This is a genomic window from Bacillus sp. PAMC28571, from assembly GCF_014250435.1.
Classification (GTDB): Bacteria; Bacillota; Bacilli; order Bacillales; family Bacillaceae; genus Bacillus; species Bacillus safensis.
Genome location: NZ_CP060191.1, coordinates 155957 through 175953, shown reverse-complemented (window position 1 = coordinate 175953; position 19997 = coordinate 155957). Strand labels below are relative to the sequence as shown.

At 42.8% G+C, this 19997-nt stretch carries 23 protein-coding genes and 1 pseudogene; 8 read left to right on the top strand and 16 right to left on the bottom strand.

Annotation, left to right across the window (positions count from 1 at the left end):
* Positions 1-48 precede the first annotated feature (48 nt).
* Complete coding sequence (locus H7F25_RS00650; protein ID WP_243837432.1) at positions 49-2301, bottom strand: hypothetical protein; 2253 nt, start codon at positions 2299-2301, stop codon at positions 49-51.
* 158 nt (positions 2302-2459) lie between these two features.
* On the opposite strand from H7F25_RS00650, the gene H7F25_RS00645 reads away from it, so the two are divergent.
* From H7F25_RS00645 to H7F25_RS00635, 3 genes are read left to right on the top strand one after another with little or no spacing between them, the layout of a single operon-like run.
* A complete protein-coding gene (locus tag H7F25_RS00645; protein ID WP_034283837.1) occupies positions 2460-2678 on the top strand; it encodes a hypothetical protein in 219 nt (72 codons plus the stop codon).
* A 13-nt stretch (positions 2679-2691) separates the two neighbouring features.
* Positions 2692-2874 carry a hypothetical protein gene (locus H7F25_RS00640; protein ID WP_172881211.1) on the top strand — a complete coding sequence of 61 codons (183 nt, stop codon included), beginning with the start codon at positions 2692-2694 and terminating at the stop codon, positions 2872-2874.
* The gene (locus H7F25_RS00635) at positions 2871-3050 is read left to right on the top strand and encodes a hypothetical protein (RefSeq protein ID WP_103132435.1); all 180 of its coding nucleotides are present in this window, start codon (positions 2871-2873) and stop codon (positions 3048-3050) included. The genes H7F25_RS00640 and H7F25_RS00635 overlap by 4 nt, the downstream gene beginning before the upstream one ends.
* Before the next feature lie 442 nt (positions 3051-3492).
* Here the strand turns inward: H7F25_RS00635 and H7F25_RS00630 are convergent, their stop codons facing one another.
* Together H7F25_RS00630 and H7F25_RS00625 are read right to left on the bottom strand one after the other, a co-directional pair.
* Positions 3493-3915, bottom strand: coding sequence for a pyridoxamine 5'-phosphate oxidase family protein (locus tag H7F25_RS00630; protein WP_073203869.1), 423 nt, complete (start codon positions 3913-3915; stop codon positions 3493-3495).
* Positions 3916-4209: 294 nt separating this feature from the next.
* Positions 4210-5079 (bottom strand): SDR family oxidoreductase, encoded by an 870-nt coding sequence (locus H7F25_RS00625; protein ID WP_024425561.1) that lies wholly within the window; start codon positions 5077-5079, stop codon positions 4210-4212.
* Between the two features lie 129 nt (positions 5080-5208).
* On the opposite strand from H7F25_RS00625, the gene H7F25_RS00620 reads away from it, so the two are divergent.
* Positions 5209-5844 carry a class I SAM-dependent methyltransferase gene (locus tag H7F25_RS00620; RefSeq protein WP_236626603.1) on the top strand — a complete coding sequence of 212 codons (636 nt, stop codon included), beginning with the start codon at positions 5209-5211 and terminating at the stop codon, positions 5842-5844.
* A 16-nt stretch (positions 5845-5860) separates the two neighbouring features.
* On the opposite strand, the gene H7F25_RS00615 is transcribed toward H7F25_RS00620, so the two are convergent.
* The 3 genes from H7F25_RS00615 to H7F25_RS00605 form a co-directional block, all read right to left on the bottom strand.
* Positions 5861-7948 (bottom strand): BglG family transcription antiterminator, encoded by a 2088-nt coding sequence (locus tag H7F25_RS00615; protein WP_024425559.1) that lies wholly within the window; start codon positions 7946-7948, stop codon positions 5861-5863.
* Between the two features lie 129 nt (positions 7949-8077).
* A complete protein-coding gene (locus H7F25_RS00610) occupies positions 8078-9160 on the bottom strand; it encodes a C45 family autoproteolytic acyltransferase/hydrolase (protein ID WP_185854104.1) in 1083 nt (360 codons plus the stop codon).
* An 88-nt stretch (positions 9161-9248) separates the two neighbouring features.
* The gene (locus tag H7F25_RS00605; protein WP_044335074.1) at positions 9249-9881 is read right to left on the bottom strand and encodes a GDSL-type esterase/lipase family protein; all 633 of its coding nucleotides are present in this window, start codon (positions 9879-9881) and stop codon (positions 9249-9251) included.
* A gap of 406 nt (positions 9882-10287) precedes the next feature.
* On the opposite strand from H7F25_RS00605, the gene H7F25_RS00600 reads away from it, so the two are divergent.
* Positions 10288-10923 carry an FMN-dependent NADH-azoreductase gene (locus H7F25_RS00600; RefSeq protein ID WP_024425558.1) on the top strand — a complete coding sequence of 212 codons (636 nt, stop codon included), beginning with the start codon at positions 10288-10290 and terminating at the stop codon, positions 10921-10923.
* A gap of 34 nt (positions 10924-10957) precedes the next feature.
* On the opposite strand, the gene H7F25_RS00595 is transcribed toward H7F25_RS00600, so the two are convergent.
* The 8 genes from H7F25_RS00595 to H7F25_RS00560 all read right to left on the bottom strand — a co-directional run bounded on the left by H7F25_RS00595 (position 10958) and on the right by H7F25_RS00560 (position 17655).
* A complete protein-coding gene (locus H7F25_RS00595; RefSeq protein ID WP_073203860.1) occupies positions 10958-11728 on the bottom strand; it encodes an IclR family transcriptional regulator in 771 nt (256 codons plus the stop codon).
* Positions 11712-12758: a 5-oxoprolinase subunit C family protein gene (locus H7F25_RS00590; protein ID WP_185854103.1), complete on the bottom strand. Its 1047-nt coding sequence runs from the start codon at positions 12756-12758 to the stop codon at positions 11712-11714. Before H7F25_RS00590 ends, H7F25_RS00595 begins: the two co-directional genes overlap by 17 nt.
* On the bottom strand, positions 12755-13501 hold the full coding sequence (gene pxpB / locus H7F25_RS00585) for a 5-oxoprolinase subunit PxpB (protein ID WP_073203854.1): 747 nt from the start codon (positions 13499-13501) through the stop codon (positions 12755-12757). The genes H7F25_RS00590 and pxpB overlap by 4 nt, the downstream gene beginning before the upstream one ends.
* Positions 13502-13519: 18 nt before the next feature.
* Complete coding sequence (locus tag H7F25_RS00580; RefSeq protein WP_041106507.1) at positions 13520-14311, bottom strand: putative hydro-lyase; 792 nt, start codon at positions 14309-14311, stop codon at positions 13520-13522.
* Positions 14312-14316: 5 nt separating this feature from the next.
* Positions 14317-15534, bottom strand: coding sequence for an NRAMP family divalent metal transporter (locus H7F25_RS00575; protein WP_073203851.1), 1218 nt, complete (start codon positions 15532-15534; stop codon positions 14317-14319).
* A 26-nt stretch (positions 15535-15560) separates the two neighbouring features.
* Entirely contained in the window at positions 15561-16319 is a 759-nt protein-coding gene (locus H7F25_RS00570; RefSeq protein ID WP_073203848.1) for a LamB/YcsF family protein, read from the bottom strand.
* A 182-nt stretch (positions 16320-16501) separates the two neighbouring features.
* Positions 16502-17209, bottom strand: a complete 708-nt coding sequence (locus H7F25_RS00565) for a Cof-type HAD-IIB family hydrolase (RefSeq protein ID WP_044335092.1) — start codon at positions 17207-17209, stop codon at positions 16502-16504.
* A 176-nt stretch (positions 17210-17385) separates the two neighbouring features.
* On the bottom strand, positions 17386-17655 hold the full coding sequence (locus tag H7F25_RS00560) for an excalibur calcium-binding domain-containing protein (RefSeq protein WP_080652949.1): 270 nt from the start codon (positions 17653-17655) through the stop codon (positions 17386-17388).
* A gap of 184 nt (positions 17656-17839) precedes the next feature.
* Between H7F25_RS00560 and H7F25_RS00555 the strand changes: the two genes are divergently transcribed.
* The 3 genes from H7F25_RS00555 to H7F25_RS00545 are packed head-to-tail and all read left to right on the top strand — an operon-like array spanning position 17840 to position 18795.
* Entirely contained in the window at positions 17840-18217 is a 378-nt protein-coding gene (locus H7F25_RS00555; RefSeq protein WP_073203845.1) for a VOC family protein, read from the top strand.
* Positions 18218-18242: 25 nt separating this feature from the next.
* On the top strand, positions 18243-18536 hold the full coding sequence (locus tag H7F25_RS00550) for a DUF5316 family protein (protein WP_073203842.1): 294 nt from the start codon (positions 18243-18245) through the stop codon (positions 18534-18536).
* 25 nt (positions 18537-18561) lie between these two features.
* Positions 18562-18795: a DUF2651 family protein gene (locus H7F25_RS00545; protein ID WP_073203838.1), complete on the top strand. Its 234-nt coding sequence runs from the start codon at positions 18562-18564 to the stop codon at positions 18793-18795.
* Between the two features lie 82 nt (positions 18796-18877).
* Here H7F25_RS00545 and H7F25_RS00540 read toward each other — a convergent pair whose 3' ends face one another.
* Positions 18878-19510, bottom strand: a complete 633-nt coding sequence (locus H7F25_RS00540; protein WP_247721754.1) for an SDR family NAD(P)-dependent oxidoreductase — start codon at positions 19508-19510, stop codon at positions 18878-18880.
* Positions 19511-19691: 181 nt separating this feature from the next.
* Positions 19692-19955, bottom strand: a pseudogene (locus H7F25_RS00535) (RidA family protein); the annotation flags it as partial.
* Between the last annotated feature and the right edge of the window lie 42 nt (positions 19956-19997).

Genomic DNA, 19997 nt, shown 5'->3' with positions numbered 1-19997 from the left:
TTAGCCCTTAGTCCTTACGCTGAAGCGTCCTGATAAAGGAACGCTTTTTTATATTGATGCATATTTCACAATGGCTGCTCGACGCGTCATGTCGTGATATGCCACCCATAATTCATCACCAGGCAAGACGCTGGTGATTGGATCGATTGGCTGTTTCACTTCATACATCATGCCATTTCTCTCAACCTGAATGATCGCTAACGGCAGATTGCCGATGACGCCCGCAAATTCAACATTGGTCACTTTTGCACTTCCTTGTTTCTCTTGCATGAGACCCATTTCTCTATCCAGCTCTTCTTTCTTTGTCTGGATCGTGATTTGAGTGCCCGCTGCGACCTGCATATGATCAGGGATAAACTGGCTGACCGTTTTTGTGATAGACTCATCTCCGTTTGAAACCGTCACATCAAGCTGAATAGGCTTTTGTTCATGGATGGCAATTGGATATTGCTTCACACGCTGGATCGTTCCTGTTAACGTCACATCTTTCCCCGATCGATTCCGCACTTCATGGCCATAGGCTGCCATTTTGAGCTGGCCGTTGATGTCGACAAGATCGGCTTTTTCTCCTGTTGTAAATTCAAAACCAGCGGCTTGAATCATCGGAATGGTATACCTTTTCTGATCTGCTTCAAATGTAAGCGATAAGACCGTGCCTCGTCCTACGGTTCCATATGATTCTATATTTCTTAAAACAGCGCCTTTGATGAACTTTGGCTGACTTGGCTGCGAGAAGTCACCTTCTTTTAAGAGCATCGCCTTTTTCTTCTGCGGATTATAGAGAATGGCGATACGCTGACCCGGCTGTGGTATCTGGGTATAGGATACAACCGTTTTAATCGTCTTCTCGATATTTTGCCCATCATATTGAAATTGCAGCTGCATTTTGATAATCGGCTGTTCGTTGATGTAGGTGCCCGTTTCTTTAACAGACACAATATTGGCTTCTAATGTGACACTGTCTTTGATTTTGTTGTTTCTCACCAATCTCAAAATCGGCGGCAGGAAGATGGCTAGTACAAATAACAGCAATGGAATAAACAGCCATATTGCCCAGTTGAGAATGAGCGGTCCGCCTTTCATGACATATTGCATAAAGGTGTCAAATGATGTTTGGTGAGCAGGGCTTGCGTTTTCGATTGAGATGACTTTTTGCAAAGGAAATTCCTTTAGCTGTTTGCTTTTCGTCTCAAATGCACCCGTTAATTGATTTTCGAATGAATAATAGATCCAATCACTATTCACATTTTTATGAAAAAATAGTCCTTCTCTGTTTAAAATTTCATATGAAAACGACTGAAAAAGCTTGCTGACAGACGTCGTCTTATTTGTGCGGTGGTTGTAAATATAACCAGTCAGCTTGCCTTTTGCTTCGTCCTTTGCTGTAGAGCCTACAAGAAGAACTTCTTCTTCATTAAGCTGGTAGATAAAGGTTTGATAAATCGGTTTTGGTGTTGGGACGACTTCACCAAGCCCTCCATCTGCATTCACTTTCCTTGGTCTTTTTGGATAGTTAGATTCGACAGCGACGGCAAAGTTTTGGGATGTTCCAATTGTTTTTGCTAGCTGCTTCTCCACTTTATCTTTAATGAGGCTAAACGGTTCAGCGTTTTTGGAGACATAGACCCCAAGCTGATGCTTATCGTTTGAGACTCCGCTGACATATGCTTTCTGGTCATTTTTTAAAGTCAATTCAAATATAGGTATAGGCGTCTGGCCTCTAAAGGAGTTCATGACGGCATCGATGGAAACGGGTCTTGCTGGCAGCTTCAGTTTGTTGAGATTGTGCACATGAAAAAACTGACCATTCTTTAGCTCACCTAGGACTGTAGCGGCACCTTCCATTTCTCCTGTAAATACGAGCCGTCCATTCCATTGGTATGTATTCGTTTTTAAAAATGAGGGAATCTGCAAGTTTTGTTTAATGAGCTCTTTCTTTTCTCCGCTAGGCGTTAGTTTCTCGATCAAAAGCTGCCCCTCTTTATTTTTTAAAGCAAGTAAGAGATTGTTACCTTGAATGGATGGCACCATTTCATTAAACGTATCGCTTTCCGTGGACCATTCACTGATTATTTTTCCTGATTGAGGATCATACATTACAAAATGGAGTTGCTGGTCTTTTGATACAGCACTCACCACTCGTTTCCCTTCATCAAATGTAAATATTCGTCTGACGTCATATTGCGTCGCTTTCCCTGCTGACAAATCATCTTGGTAGTGGTTCCACACCAAGAAACTAAGAATGATTGCTGGAATAAAGAAGACAATATACCTGAGGAAAATCACTGGTATTCTTTTCACTTGATCGCTTCCTTTCATGAGGTTCCTTTACCTTATACGTCAGTACAGCGAAAATGTTTCATGCTAGAAGAATACCATCAAAGCCCCTAAAATCCATATTTTACAAACTTTGTTGTTTACGATAAAATCCAATCAGATTCAAAAAAGGAGTTATCTCATTGGATAAGCTATCATCAATCATTCTAGCAGCTTGGCTGCGTGTCCCTCGCTGGTTCAAGCAATGGGTACTCGTATCCATTTCCATTTTCTTTTTTTATATGTGTTTTGTAAAGGGGCTGACTAGCTGGCACACCTTGCCGCCTGTCACTTTGCTCTCATGTGTGATTGGTTCCTTCATCATTTGGCTGATGTGGCTTAAGGGACAAAAAAATAAGTGAAAAGAGGACAATAATGAAAAAATCCATTCTTTATTTTGTGATTTCTTTTGTTCTGCAATTCGTTTGGTTTGGTCTTGTGCACCCAAATAGAGGCGTGACACTGCTGGACATGTTCATGTTTTCTATTTTGTTTGCGGTTATGTTCTTTTTTATTGAGAGAATTTGGCAGTATCAGAAGAAAGGACAAAGTAAATGATCATGAAGCCCGCTTTATTCACTCTGATGATCTTTGCATTTATCGGCCTGCTGTTAGTATCGAACCCTTTTGGAGCGGACGCTATGCGGATGGTTGCGACCTTTGTTTTTCCTTTTCTTGTTCTCATTGGTTTCGGGGTTCTATTGTTTGACCTAATGAAAAAGGCTGCCAAATAGATGGCAGCCTGTTCCTTACTCTTTTCATGCAAATAAATAATCAATGTTTAATCTCCGTTACGGAGTGTATGAATTAAGATTCGATCATATCAGTGTGTCATATGTGTTCCGAGTGAACCTACGTTTGAAAGTAAACGCCATGGAAGTTCTGGATAACAAGACAACGAAAGCCCTACCTCTCATTCGTCCTTACGGCTCCGAAGCCGTGCCAGTGTGAATTGTAAATCAAAACGTCTTTTTTCCATTCTTCCGCTTTTATAGGGGGCGGGTGCAGAAGGAAAAGAATAAGTTTGTTCGCTTTGACAGCGTCTCGTTCTTATCAAGTAGAAGCTCTATTGCTTCTCATTATGTCATAGAAAAAAGAAAGTTTACTTTCTTTATTTATTTGCTTATTTCAACACTAATATAAAACTATAACACATTCCCCCTGCTTACGCAAGTGTTAAAGTGATAATTCTGCTGGTGTACGGCTTCCTTCATTCATATAACGAATGGAGGTTGGCTCAATCTTCAGAATCACTAAATTCGGATCCTCTTTTCCTTTAAACCATTTCTCCATCTCATCAGACCAAAGACGGTCGATCAGTTCCCGATCATCGGTTAATGTTGCGGTACCTGCAATTTCTGCATAAGTATCACCGAATCCTTCGCCTGAATATCCAATAAGAATATGAACATTCGGATTTTTTTCAATTTCATCTGCTTTATGTGTTTCTTTACTCGTTGGTGTATATAACGTCAGACCTTCATGGAAAAACGTCATGTAGCGAGTATGCGGCTTATCCTGTTCAACAGTCGCTAGTGTCCCGACCTTTTGTTCATCTAATAGGTTTAATACCTTCTGTTTTAATTCTTCTTGAGACATATCGTTTCACTCCTTCAAAATTTCATCCGTATACGTAGGTTTCCACGACAGCCCATTCATTAAACAAAGAAATGTGTTTTTCATAAAAAGAGACCTTCTGGCTGATGCTATAGAAAACAGGTTCAATGAAGGGAGAAATTGAACATGCATCATGAAACGATGTTCCATTTGAGTTCACTTGTCATTGCGGCAGTTGTTGTAGGCATTATCGTATGGTCTGTCATATCTGTGCAGAAAAATCGCAAGAAATACTAAAAACACCGCCCAATCAAAGCTGGGCGGTGCCGCGGTAGATCATGTATTCATAAAGGAACCGCCGTTGACATGAAGTGTTTGTCCTGTCATATAAGACGATTCATCAGAAGCCAGCAGGACAAAGCAGCCGACATGCTCAACAGGCTGTCCTGGTCTTCCCATTGGGGTTTCTGCGCCGAAGCTTTCCACACTGTCTTCATCAAATGTAGATGGAATGAGTGGCGTCCAAATTGGACCTGGCGCTACACCGTTCACCCGAATCCCATCTTTCACAAGCGATTGTGCCATAGAACGCGTAAAGCCGTTAATGGCTCCTTTTGTCGCCGTATAATCAATCAGCACTGGGTTTCCCCGATATGGGTTAATTGATGTTGTATTAATGATGGAGCTTCCTGGTTTTAAATAATCCAGTGCCTTTTTCGTAAAATAGAAATAGGAATAGAAGTTGGTTCTAAAGGTTTGGTGAAGCTGTTCACTCGAAATATCTTGAATACGTTCTTGCGGATGCTGTTCAGCCGCATTATTTACTAAAATGTCTAATTGACCAAAGGCTTCAACTGTTTTTTCTACTGCTTTCTCACAAAAGGCTTCGTCACCGACATCTCCTGCAATCGTTAAGCATTTAACGCCTTCTTGTTCTACACGCTTTTGCGTATCCTCTGCATCCTCATGTTCATTTAAATACACAATGGCAACATGTGCACCTTCCTTTGCATAGGCAACAGATACTGCCCGTCCAATTCCACTATCTCCGCCTGTAATCAGTGCCACTTTTCCTTTAAGCTTGCCAGAACCTTGATATGATTCATCCTCAAAGATCGGCGCTGGATTCATTTCTCTTTCACTGCCTGGCTGCTGATCCTGCGTTTGGCGCGGAATGCCATTTGTTAAATATTCACGTAAATCCATGTATAAGCTCCTCCTTGATTTGTTGATGTATCCTTTCATTACCACCTCATTTTTTCACTCAAACATCATAAAGCTGTACTGATGTGTTCCCGAAAATCAGCATGTTTGAAGAGGGGAAAAATCGGTTACATGATCATCAAAAAGGAGCGTTCTCACATGCTGTCTATTTCGAAAACCTTTAGCAGACCAAAAGGCTGGCTCGGAAGCATTGCTGGACTCATTATGGCAAATGAAAATAAAGCATTGAATCAGTGGGCCATCCGCCACTTAGATTTGACAGATGGTGAAAACATTTTAGAAATTGGCTATGGACCCGGCTACAGTATTAAACATATGCTCAAGCATTATCAAGATCTTCATATTGATGGGCTTGATGCTTCTTCCACCATGCAGGAGCAAGCACAGTCACGCGTCAGCAAACGGGCAAAAGACAAACAGGTTCGGCTGTATGTCGGAAAAATCGAGAAAACACGTCTTCCCGGAGAGCAGTATGATAAAGTGCTGTCTGTTAACAATTTTACGATTTGGGATGATCCAAAAACGGGCTTACTCAATCTTTATCACACCTTGAAACCAGGCGGAACACTCGTTATTGTGATGCAGCCAAGAGAAAAAGGAGCTGATGCCAATCGGACAAAAGAGATGGGTGAAAACATATTAAACGACTTGCAGTTTGCTGGGTTTGACCAATTTTCTATTGAGTATGAAGAAATTCGCCCTACCCTTGCCGTCTGTGTCACAGCAAAAAAGCCGAGAAGCGAATAAGCTCTCGGCCTTTTTCTTACCACTTTGCCTCTTTGACAAATTGATAGAAAAGCTGATGTAATTTCTGTTCAATGTCTTCCTTTGTTCCTTGTCCATAAAGCGCCATGCTTTCTTCACTTTCAATGATGGATGAACTGATCAGACTAAACATTTCTGACCCTTCCTTGCCAAGCTCTTGCGGCGCAAGCATCATGAGCATTCGTGACATCTGCTGCTGCCCGCCATCCATGCTTTTAACCTCGTATGCCTGATCAAGATCATAAATATGAAAGATTGGTTCTTTGATGAATGCATGCTTTAAATGATAAAGAGCAAACTCAGTCCCAGGTATGCCTAAGCCGCCTTGCTGTTCACGTTCCAAAAGGCCGCCCGCTACATCATCCGCATGTATGATAAACCCTTCCTCTTCAAGCTGACAAAGCAGCTGCCTGATGGTTTCATCATGCTGCGGCATCGTCTTTCTTTTTTCGATGGTAAAATGGGACAGAATGCTGCGAATCACAAACATATAATTCGCCACCTGCTCTGCAACCGCCATCATATCAACGGTTTCTTGCACCAATTCTTTAGGAGATTCTTTTGTTCTTTTTTTCTCGATGATATAAGGAATCTTCCGTTTAATATGAGCCTTCACACGCATGGCATCATCCTCGTTTAAAAGCGGGCTGACCATAATGTAATCGATATGCTCATAGGGAATCGGAACGGTCGAGACAATCATGTCATAGCTTGATGCATCGATTTCCTTTAGCTCCATCAAGGAGGATAGATCGAATTTGGCGATCTCCGGCAATTCTTTTTTCAACCGGGAGGCGAGCATTTTCGAGGAACCAATCCCGCTTGAGCAAACAACGAGCGCATGAATTTTTGTTTCTTCTTTTTTGATTTCAAGCACTGAGCCAAAGTGAAGCACAAGAAAGGCGATTTCATCCTCTGGAAATTCAATCTCTGGAAAGAAACGCTCGACTCCTTCTTCAATCGCCATAAACAGCAAAAAGTAGTCTTTTTTTATTTGTTGTGTGAGCGGATTATAGATTCTCATCTTTTCCTTTAGACGGTTCATGGCAGGCTCAAGATGAGACACGAGCCCCTCATACAATGAATCATTTTCATTGAGATGATAGCCGGTTTTATTTGAAATAAAATCAATGAGCTTTTTCGTTCTCAGCGCTATATCCAGCTCAATTTCATCAATACGGTATTCTGCCCCAAAGCTGCGATTTGCACTGCGAAGATGGATGGTCATATATCCGACCTCCGCTTCAGGAATCTCCACATTAAACATGCGTTCAAGCGCCCTTGCCATTCGAAGTGATGATTCAAATTCCTTCGTCCGCTTTAATTCCAGCAGCTCTTCCTCTTCCATTCGAATGGTTTCCCCAAGCTGAATACGTTCGATGGCATAGGTTAAGTGAACAACAAGTGCAATATAGGCACTATCAGATAATGAGAGTGACAGTCGATCTTTCAAATGAAAGAGCAGCCTTTCTACCTTTAGCAGCTGTCCTCTGCTGACAACGCCAAACACCTTTTCCGTCGCTTTCGTTCGATGTTTGATATTCATTTCAATCGTTTCTAAAAATAATTGAATGTCGAGCCGGTCAACAATGAGATTGCCGACAATTTTTCGTTTTGCTTCCTCCGGCCCTTTTAATTCAATGCCGTACCCGCGCTTGCGGATAAGCTGCAAACCGTATGGAGCAATCCACTCTGTTAGTTCATCTAAATCATAGCTGATCGTCGCATTTGTGACCTGCAAGTCAGCTGCGAGTGTGTATAATTTCACCGGTTCCTTCGCTTCAAGCAGCGCACATAGAATTAAGAGCTTTCGTTCATCTGAGCTATATTCGATTTGATCCTCATTTGACATATGAGCAAGAAGCCGCTGTTTATCCTCCTGTTCGCCGACTGCCTTCAAGCCTTTCCCCGGCTGTTTATCTAATGAAAGATGATAATCTTTCAATATTGGTTTAATGGATTTTAGTTCTCTATGGATCGTTCTAGTACTTACCTGAACAGAATCGGCTATCTCACGAATGGTGACATAACGATTTTGCTGAATGATGTATTTAATGACTTTCTGTTCTCGTGCCGTTATGTACATGAAATGCCTCCTTCTGTATAAATAGGTCTATTGTCACACCTTAATATAAAACGCTTTCAACGAGCGCTGCAATCTTAAGTTGATCTGAATTTGGCACAGCGGCTATGACAAAATATAAACAAGGGATCATCAGACACTTCTCCAAAATGACGATCCATAATCCTTTTGATGAAATTGAACCTTTTGTTCTTGAAAAGGCAATGAATCCCCGGCTTTTAAAGAATAAGTCGGATTGTATACGGGAGAGCCAAAGCAATAATCGATTGTGCCTTCTTCTGGACGGAACATGACGGTTCGCATCGTTCCAAACAGCTCCTCATAATTGTGCACAGTCAGACCATCAGGATATTCTGTCTGGAACAGCTTCACAAGAGAATCACTTGATCGTTGCTCTTTTAAAGCTTCCATTAACATATCGTATCTGACAACAGAATGATGCTTGGTCATCCCTTTTGCTGTTTGATCAGCTACCGGATGATTCGTTGCAGCAATATAACCTCTCTCCGGTCTCCTCACCCTTTTTTGACCATCAATGATTTCAATCACAGCCGCCTTTCCTTTTCGATCGGCAAGCATGATATGAACATTTGAGGCAACGGGCATTTCCTCGATAGAGCGAATGGCTTCCTCAACCGTTGGACAGGATTCCAGAACAGAGCGAATCACATGATACACCTGCAAACCGGCGACGGCTGGAGGCTTTAAACCGGGTTCATTGCCAACCGGCGGACCGCAAGCAGAGAAAGTCACAGCAAGACCATGCTCATTCATTCCATCAGATCTGCCAAACAACAGCAGCGACGAGCCTGTATGATATACTGAGCCTTTCACATGTGTCGTCACAAGACGCATATCATCAAAAATCGGGGAGAAATCATAGTTACGCAGCATGACCGTTTGTTGACCGGCCGCCATATTCCCCTGCCTCACGCAATGGGAACAGCCAGGCTGAAGATAAGATGAATAGAAAAAGGTCAAATAACACTCATCTAATTGCATTTCATCACAAAATCCAGCAATCTCTTCATCTAATTGAGGAAGAAAGGGACGGATCAACTGCTTCGTTTCTTTCACAGCCTGTTGTGTTACCGGTTCTGTTCGAATATATTGTGTCTTTAGCAACGGGTTCTCCTTAAGCCAGACAGCCTGCTGTTTTCCTACTTCATAAGCCGTTCCTGACACCTTTTGAAAAAACGCACTGATTTCCTCCATGCCTGCACACCTCTTTCGCCTTCGTTTCTTTTATCATATCGAAACCGTCATATATTGAAAAGGATGAAAAAAACTGCAATCCCACGGATTACAGCTGTTTACAGTATGCCTTAAACAATGCTTCTGCCATCGCTTCATACCCCTTAGGATTCGGGTGAAATTGATCAATCGATAAGTAGGCTCTTTCATGTCCTTCAAACGCCCGGTACACATCCACAACTTCTACATGCGGATTCGCAGCAAGCAAACGAAGCTGTTGATTATATTGCTGAAGCCACCGACCGGCTATTGGTATTTGCGGAAATGGATTATATAAATTCATGAAATACACGTAGTAGGGCTGATGCTGCCCTCTTTTGATCTGAGCGATTTCTTGAATCATCTTGCTAAAATTCGCCTGACAATGTATGACTGCTTGCAGCAGTTTCTTTTCATCTTCACTTTCCTCATACTGCTGAACAGCTTGAACAAGGTCATTCCCACAGCCTGTGATGGTGATGATGTCAGCTGCCGCAATCGAACGTCTCACCTCTGACCGTTTGAAGAGTTGTAAAATCTGCTCGGTCGTTAATCCTGATTTTGCAAATACGGACAGCTCAACTGGTGCATGCGTCTTTTTTTCAAGCATCCACCAAAACCGCTGAACAAATCCTCCGCCAAATAAACGTGCCCCCACCCCAACTGTTAAGGAATCTCCAATCGCAACATAGGATCGTCCCACTCTTATCCCTCACTCTCTCCTGCCTTCTCTTATATATACGAAACCGTAGAACAGATGCTTGTAGCAGATGACTTAGGGGCATCCATCTTTTTTTGAGATGCAGCGCCTTTACAAACTCTTTACTTGCGATATCGATCAATTTTTTGTTCAATAAGAGTAGGCTTTTTGCGCTGAAAACTGCGTGTTTACGCGTTCCAGAAAAATTTACAAACTTTTTATCTTGATTTCGAGACTTTTTACCTTGACTTCAAACTACATAGTGATTACAATGAAAATATCAGTTTTCATGTAACTGTGCTTGTTACATCTTTTTCATAGCATTCCAATATGATTAAAGATGCCACATCTTCAGTGTACCTTTGGGATACGCTAAAAAAATAACCGAAACAGAAAGGATTGAATGAACATGGCAAAAGTTTTATACATCACTGCACATCCGCATGATGAAACAGTTTCTTACAGTATGGCTACTGCTAAGGCATTTATCGAATCTTATAAGGAAGCAAATCCAAGTGACGAGGTTGTACATATCGATTTGTACAAAGAAAACATCCCTCACATTGATGCAGATGTATTCGCTGGCTGGGGCAAACTTCAATCTGGCGCTGGTTTCGATACACTTTCAGCTGAAGAGCAAGCGAAAGTTGCTCGTCTAAACGAATTAAGTGATCAATTCGTTTCTGCTGACAAATATGTATTTGTTTCACCACTTTGGAACTTCTCATTCCCACCAGTTCTTAAAGCATACATCGACTCTGTTGCTGTAGCTGGTAAAACATTCAAATACACTGAGCAAGGTCCTGTTGGATTATTAACAGACAAAAAAGCTCTTCACATCCAAGCACGTGGCGGATACTACTCTGAAGGTCCTGCTGCTGAACTTGAAGCAGGTCATCGTTACCTTGGTACAATCGCTAACTTCTTCGGAATCCCTTCTTTCGAAGGTCTTATCGTTGAAGGCCACAATGCTGAGCCTGCGAAAGCAGAGCAAATTAAAGCAGATGCAATCGAACGTGCGAAAGCTTTAGGAAAAACTTTCTAATCAACTGCACACAAAAAGCCAATGATCTTTACGGTCATTGGCTTTTTATTTGTTCAGAAAAACCTAATTCTCTCGAAATATCACTGGCGGCTTTTTTCACCTGTTTAATTAAGTAAGGTAAGCGTTCTTTTTGATAGCCTGCTTCAAATCCTGCAATGCTAATACCTGCTGCCACTTCCCCTAGATGATTGAAAATAGGAGCTCCAATCGCAGCTGTATAGTTTTCAAGCTCAGAATAGCTTAGCGTATATCCCCGCGCATTTGATTCTTCCAGCATGTTTCTTAGAACCTCTTTATCTGTGATGGTCCCAATTCCGATCTTCCCCAGCTCAATTGAGTCAATATAGGCAAGTCTCTCTCTTTCTGGCAAAAAGGAAAGAATACTTCTCGCACAGGCACCCGCATATAGGGGAGACCGTCTGCCAACGGCGGTGTAGAGTCGAACAGGCTGCGTACCTTCAATCTTTTCCACGTAAATGGCTTCGTCGCCCTCACGAACAATGAGCTGTACAGCTTCTCCTACTTCATCCCGTAAGCTTTCCATAAATGGTCTTGCAATCCTTCGAATATCAAGGCGGTCCGCCACAAGCTGACCGTATTCAAGGAACATTAAGCCTAATCGATAAACACCTGTTTCTTGCTTCTCTAACAGTCCCATATCGGCTAAAGAGCTCGCCATGCGATGGACAGATGTTTTCGGCATACCGGAAAGCTCAATCATTTCATTTAATGTTAATTGATCGTGAGCAATAAACAGCCGCAAAATCTCCATTGATTTCACAACCGTTTTATTTGTGTTCTGCATCTTCTTCACCTTTTCTAAACGAGAATGCTTCCAGCTTGATCCTTGCGGCCAGCTCCCTCAGTTCTGCTTCTTGCTTAAATAACGCGTGCTCTGCATCCCGATGATCTATTTGTTCAAAATACAGCTTTGCCCCAGGCATCGCCTGTGCAATAAGCGGCAAATCAACAGTCGCTACTTCTCCAATACGCGGGTATCCGCCTGTCGTCTGTCGATCTGCCAGCAGAATAATCGGCTGGCCATCAGGAGGAATTTGAATAGATCCAAAGGCGACCGCTTCTGAGATCAATTCCAGCTTTTCTTTTAAATGAACCGGCTCTCCCTTTAGCCGGCAGCCCATGCGATCTGATTGGGGTGTGACCTGATAAGGCTGCTCAAAAAACTCGGTTTGAGATGTTTCTTGAAAATGAGAAAGATGCCTGCCTGCCAGCACACGAATCACTGGTGATTTCCGCAGCGGTAAAAAATGATCATGACTCACTGTCCAATCGGGTGCGCCGTATCCCGCCTGTTTCACTTTATTTTTCAGCCTATCAAACAAATGATCCGCTACGATAGACGGCTCTCCAACAGGCAGAACGTCGCCTTTTTCAAGCGGTCGTCCTTTCAGTCCACCGATCCCTGCTCTGACATAGGTGCTTTTGCTCTTCATGACTGGTTCCACATCAAATCCACCTGCCACAGCAAGATAAACGCGGCAGCCTCTCTTACAAAGACCAAAAGTGATCGTGCTTCCTGATCGGACAAAGAGCGGCTTCCATAATGGTGCCCGCTCTCCATCAATATCAATCTCAACATCAGCACCAGTGAATGCAATGAGCTGATCCCTCTCACATGTGAGCACAGGCCCTGGCCCCATCAACGTCACTTCCAGCACGGCTTCATTTTCTTGGTTGCCGGTGAGAATGTTGGCGATTCTAAGTGAGAGCGGGTCCATGCCGCCGCTCGTTAAGACGCCATACTTTTGATAGCCTTGCCGCCCTTTATCTTGAATGGTTGTGTACATCCCTGGCTTGATGACATGAATACTCAACGTTCTGCCTCCTTCATGCTGAAAAATTCCTTTTCAGACATTTGGACAAATCTGACCTCGTCCCCTGCTTTCAATAGACTCGGAATTTCCTCGGCTGGGCGAAAAAGCGGCAGCGGGGTTTGTCCAATGAGCTGCCAGCCCCCGGGTGTAGAAATTGGATAAACACCTGTCTGCTTTCCTGCAATACCAACAGAGCCTTTTGGAATGGACATCCTTGGTGTTTCTCTGCGTGGTGCTGCGATCTTTTCAGACAGCCCGCCTAAAAACGGAAACCCTGGGGCAAATCCAATCATATAGACAAGGTACGTGCCGGCAGTGTGAATACGCACGACTTCTTCTGGCGTTAAACCATTGATACGGGCAACCTCTTCTAAATCAGGGCCCAGCGTTCCCCCGTAACAGACTGGAATGTCAACGATGCGGCGCTTCACCTGAACTCCCTCCTGCCATTTGTCTTCAAGAAGTTGTTCAATATAGCCTTTGACCCATTCATATGGAGACAGGTCTTGTGTTTGAAGCTGGGCCGATTGATGTACGGTATAAGGCTCGTAAAAAACAGTCACGCTTGTAAAGGCTTGAACTGCTTCTACATACCCTTCAAATGGGTGCTGTTCAATACATGCAAACAGCTGCTCAACACGTGCATGAATCTCCTCACGTATGTCAGCTCCAGCTTGGATGACGATCGCTGCATCTCCCAGCGGGTGGTAGGTGATGGAATCTTTTATCGTTGAAAAAGCCACTTGAGGACACCTCTCTTTCTACAGTACACCTAGCTTTTGATCTCTTCGATCTGTGATGAACATATGCCCGGGTGCATGAGTGATCGCAATGTCGGGTTTTGTATGCATGACAATGGCTTGCGGCGTCACACCACATGCCCAAAACACCGGGACTTCTCCTTCTTTGATCACAGATGGTTCTCCAAAGTCAGGCTGATTCACATCGGAAATGCCAATCACCGCTGGGTCCCCTATATGAATTGGACCACCATGGACTGATGGAAATCGAGATGTCACTTGAACACTTCTTGTGACTTGATGCGCCGGAATGGGTCTCATGCTGACCACCATCGGGCCATGAAAGACTCCTGCTTTCTCACAAGCTATATTCGTTTGATACATGGGTACGTTATGACCGTCTTCAATATGGCGGACAGGAATGTCATTCAGCATAAGCGCGTGCTCAAACGTAAAACTGCATCCAATGAGAAAGGCAACCATATCATCCTCCCAATAAGCAGTGATATCTGTCACCTCTTCTTCAAGAATCCCTTTTCGGTAAATACGGTACTTAGGAAAGTCCGTACGAATATCCGCTTGAGGCGCCGACCTTCTTGGCACTGGATCACCTGGGTCCAGTACATCAAGCAATGGACATGCAGCCGGATTCCGCTGGCAAAATAAAAGAAAATCAAAGGCAAGTTCCTTTTTGACAATCATTAAATTGGCTTGAGCAAACCCTTCTGCAAAGCCAGCCGTTGGTCCTGTGATCTTTTTTTCGCGAATCAATTCTCTCATCTGTGATGGCTCATATGTTTGATAAGTATTCATCTGAATCAGCTCCATAGTTTCGGGATTTCATTAATGATGGTATAGCCGCCCATCATCGCCATAATGACCACAACAAATGCACCAGTCACTGTCAAAAAGAATGGATGACGATAATCTCCGACAATGTCTTTCTTATACGCCGCAACGAGTAATGTGCCAAGGGCGAGCGGCAAAATCAATGCATTGATTGCTCCAACTAATATCAAGATGTTCACTGGTCTTCCGATCGTAATAAAACAAATGGTCGAGAGGGCAATAAAGCCAATGATGATACCACGCTGGTTTTGCTCAATTTTTGGTGAGAAGGTTTTAAAGAAGGAAACAGATGTGTATGCTGCTCCAATGACGGATGTAATCGCCGCAGCCCACATAATAATCCCGAACATTTTATATCCGATATTTCCTGAAGCTAATTGAAAAACAGAGGCGGGCGGGTTGGATGGATCTATCTGCAAGCCCTTTGAGACCACTCCTAGAACGGCCAAAAATAAAGCGACACGCATCACAGATGTAATGAGAATGCCGAAAACAGAGCTTTTTGTCACTTGAGGAAGTGCATCCTTCCCTTTAATGCCAGCATCCAATAGACGATGCCCACCAGCAAATACGATATAGCCGCCAACTGTCCCCCCGACAAGTGTCACTACTGATAAAATATCAATTTCTTCTGGGACAAATGTTCTGAGCGCTGCTTCTCCAACGGGCGGTGCTGTTGAAACCGCCACGTACAGCATCAGGCCAATCATGACAAAACCTGCTATTTGTGTGAAACGGTCCATTGCTTTCCCAGCTTCTTTAATCACAAAGATCAAAATGGCAATCACAGCACTGATGGCTGCTCCGATTCGCGGATCAATTCCTGTGATCACCTGAAAACCGAGACCAGCTCCAGCGATATTTCCGATGTTAAAGGCAAGTCCTCCAATGACAATCAAAAAGGCCAGCACATAGCCCAGACCCGGGAGCACCATATTCGCTATATCCTGACCTCGTTTTTCTGAAACGGCAATGATGCGCCATACATTTGTTTGTGCAAAAATATCTAATAAAATGGAGATCAAAATGACAAACCCAAAGCTAGCCGCAAGCTGCTGTGTGAAGACGGTTGTTTGTGTTAAAAATCCCGGTCCGATCGCGGACGTCGCCATTAAAAAGGCAGCGCCCATCAGCATAGACCGATTCCCCTTTGGAGCCTTCATGTGTTTGACTTTCTCTGTTTTCATGCTGTTTCCCCCTTTGATGACAATTTTTATTGAAAGGCCTTGAGATGAATACCGGCTTCTTTTAGCTTCGCTGTAATGGTTTTCGCAAATTGAAGCGCATGGCTGCCGTCTCCGTGAATGCAGACCGTATCTGCTTTGAGCTCGATATCTTCTCCTTGAACTGTACGAACCCTGCCTTCTCTCACCATACGAACAACCTGCTGGACGGCCCGCTCATCCTCTTCAATGAGTGCATGTGGTTCGCGGCGCGATGTCAGCGTCCCGTCTGTTTGATACGTCCGATCAGAAAACACTTCATGTGCCACTTGCAAACCTATTCGTTCACCTGCTAACGCAAGTTCACTGCCTGACAGACCAAATAACACAAGGTTTGGGTCCACATCATACACAGCCTGCGCAATCGATTCAGATAATTCAGTATTTTTAGCCGCCATGTTGTAGAGAGCTCCGTGTGGTTTGACATGCTGCATCGTACCGCCCTCGGCCTTGAGAAAGGCTGATAGAGCGCCAATTTGATAGATGACAAGATCATAGGCTTCCTCTGCGGAGATAGCCATTGGACGTCTGCCAAAGCCGGCCAAATCTTGCAAACCAGGATGTGCACCAATTTTGACCCCTTTATCCAATGCCATTCTGACTGTCTTTCTCATAACCGTTGGATCTCCTGCATGAAAACCGCAAGCAATGTTGGCTGAGGTGACATATTCTAAGATTTGTTCGTCTGCACCGATTGTGTATTGACCAAAGCTTTCTCCCAAATCACAGTTGATATCCACTTGATACATAGAATCCCTCCTTGTTGTTCCGAAATACGGAATATAAAGTCCGAATATTCGAATTTATATTGATTATACCAACTTTGGATAGACTGCACATGAAATTGTCAGAAAATATAACAATCGAACTAGGAGAAAACAAAAAAAGCGAGAGGTAAAGTCCTCTCACTTTTTCTGTAATGAAATGCACCTTATTTAGACAGCACCCAATGTTGGATGGCTTTTGCCACGCCGTGTTCTGTGTTAGGAGCCGTAATCCAATCAGCGGCCTCTTTCACCACTTCCTGGGCATTTCCCATCGCAATGCCTAATCCGGCTTCTTGAATCATGGCCATATCATTGAGGCTGTCGCCAAGTGACATGACGTTATCCATCGTACAGCCAATGCGTTCAGCTACTTTTGCAAGAGCTGCCGCTTTGTTAATGCCGGCTGCATTCACTTCAATATTCGTTGGACTTGAGTTTGTGATCTCTAGGTGCTTATTTGTTTTCAATGTATTGAGGACTTCCTCACGAACGTCATCATCATGAATATCAAAGCCAAATTTCAGCCATTCATGGTCATGAATTCGTTCAGGGAATTCACCTCTCCACACCTTATCCACAGTCGAAGCCCAGTAATCGGTTTCGTACCTATTTTTTAAATCCCACATCATTTGGACGTGATCAGGATGCAGCAGATCCCGTTCGATCAGCTGGAAGTTTGAATCCCAGATTTCACTTCCGTTTGCTGTCACGAGGTAAGACGATAACTTGAGCGGCTCAACCAGCTCTCGGCATGTCATCAGTGTCCGCCCTGTGCTAATGACCACATGGACCCCTTTTGCTTCAGCCTCTTTAATGGCTTGTTTATTTTCCTCTGGAATGATGTGCTCACTGTTTAACAGCGTGCCATCCATATCAATGGCAATCAATCGGATGTCTTTCTTATGAGCTTGTGTTGACAAATTGAGTACCCCACTTTGTATCGATTTTTGAAACTATCTTTATTTTAATATAAAGAGGAAGAAGGTACAAAGGGACGAGTTTGATCCCATAGAAAAAAGACCTTGTTGCAGGTCTTTTTCACATGTGCTTAGCGTTCACACGCAATGCCGTCTTTATCGCGGTCAAGGTGCTTATTTTTTTGATAAAGTGCTTTAGATACATAAGGCTTGTACTTTGTTTTTCCACCTTTGTTTTTCGTGTTTTTGCTTTTTGCTACGCCGCCTTTATACACTTTGTTCAGCGCTTTGCAGTTTTTGTAAGACTTGACCGTTTTTGCATCTGCTGTGTGGGTGTCGACTTGTGTAAAGCTTAGCAAAAGACCTAAAGACAGGACAGCCACCATGATTTTTTTCAACATGTAAAATCCCCCTATTTTTTCTAATTTTACATTTTTATCATATGTCACCACTTTTTGTTTTTCAAGACTATTGAGCTAAATATTTTGGTTTTTTTGGCATGAAATACACCTTATATCCTATATGGTACAATGAGTGGGAAACCTTTCCGTTTTTGACACGTATATGAAGAGAGGAGTTTTTCACATGAAAATGAAATATACCATTTTATATGTAAACGCTGTGGAGGCGAGTATTCATTTCTATCAGCATGTACTTGGTTTCCCAATAAAATTGAGGGTTGAATCCTATGTTGAGTTTGACACTGGAGACGTGACGTTATCGATTAATTCACGCCAGGATGTCAAAGAAGCACTCGGATTGCCTGTCCCTGAAACAAATCAAACATCTCAAACGTTTGAAATTGGCTTTGTTGTGGATGATGTGGAGCAAACGATTGCATCAATGAAAGAAAAAGGGGTACCGATCATCAAAGAACCTGCAAAAAAACCATGGGGTCAAACAGTCGCTTATGTGTCTGATCCTGATGGTCATTTCATTGAAATATGTGATGCGGTCTCCTAATTGTCTTTGAAGGGAGTGAACCAGAATGAGAAAAAAACATGCTTTTTTCGCCGGTGTTTGCTCAATGATTGTGATTTGCAGCGCCGCTATCCTGTTGCAGCACCTTGAATGGATTGGGTTTGTCAGTGGCGGCATCTCAATTATTGGGGTCGTGATGTCTGGGGTGCTAATGGGTGCTTGGACAAGTGGAGAAGAGACACGAGCAGCCTATCATTCTGAAACAAAAGAACACCGCATGTGGCGCCTTGATACGGCTTTTCTTGTGATGATTTTTGCACTTCCACACATGGCTGCGTCGGTCTTTTATGTTTTGATGTAAACACTTGTTAAAAGGAGTTAGTCTTATGGCTGTTTTTATTCTATTCATTGTATTTGGCTTTCCTATTCTCTCTGTGCTGATTGGCATTTTTGGCACGCTCTTTTTGAAGAATGTATGGATGCCTACTTTGATTGTGCTGTTAGCGAGCATGATCTTCATGTTCACTTATATTGACGGGAATGAATCCTTTCTCATTTGGGTGATTGTCTATACCGTCTTTACGTTCCTTGCTGGATGGATCACAAAGCGGCTCAAGTAAAAAAGAACAGTTTCCACTGTTCTTTTTTTGAATCATATATCCGCACACCATAGTTCAATTTCAATTTTAAGCTCAGGCCATCCTAAAGCTTTCCTTTGGTCAACTTCGTCCTGTTTGGCTCTGGGCAGACACTGCGAATTTTTATTCCCTCGGTCAATAGCTTCGGAGCAATTCCATTCGTCCACAGGGAAAGGGCTAATTTACTGTTCGCATATGGACCTATAATCTTTTTAAATGGAATTATCTTAGGATCGACTACTGTATTTAAGTCAAATTGCTTCAAAAATAATAAAGAATTGGAAGACGTATTGATGATCGTTTTCTCCTGCCCATGTAGTAACAGTTCTTTAAGTTCCATTGTAACGATATAAGGCACTAATGTATTAACTTCAAAATGAATTTCACGCCCTTGTTTGGAATATTTGTATTCAGCAAAACTGACTCCTGCATTGTTAAAAATCAAGTCAATTTTGGTCTCGCTTTTCTTAATCTGGCTAAGTACGTTTCTAAGGCTGGAGAATTCGGCTAAATCAGCTTTATATACTCTTAATAGCTTCTTTTTAAGAGCATCAATAATTATTGGTTGATCATTTGGAAAGTCAGTACGAATTACAGCAATTACTTCCCATCCTTGAGATAGAATCTTTTTCGTCAGCTCCAATCCAATCCCAGAGTTGGCTCCTGTAATCAATACCATTTTATTTTGTTCGTTCATTTTATTCTTCCTTTCTGTGTTTCCGATAGTAAACACAGATTACTACTTGGAGTGAACACCAAGTCAAGGGAAATTTTTTAATATATTTCCATAAGCGATTGATATTCGTATCCTTAAAAAAAGCTATCCTTTATTATGGATAGCTTTTTGTATTAATGAAAAATAAAACCAAAATTTACACCCATTCGATTTCTTCTGTTGCCCATATATTGACCTTGATCACATGTTCTTCATTCAACCCTTCTGATTCAAGGATTTTTTTGATATTTTCAAACGTATTCGTTACTTGGTCGTTTAAGCTTGATGGGATCTGCCCATCTATATCTGACCCTACCTGACCCGATGTAACAAATAATCCCGCACCCTTTGGCACCCTTGTGATATGACTGTAGTGACCAACAGGTTTCGGCATACTTTCTGGGTTTTTTCTCGTGATTTTTTCCATATGATATCCCTCACTCACGTTTATTTTTCTGCTAGTTTCTTC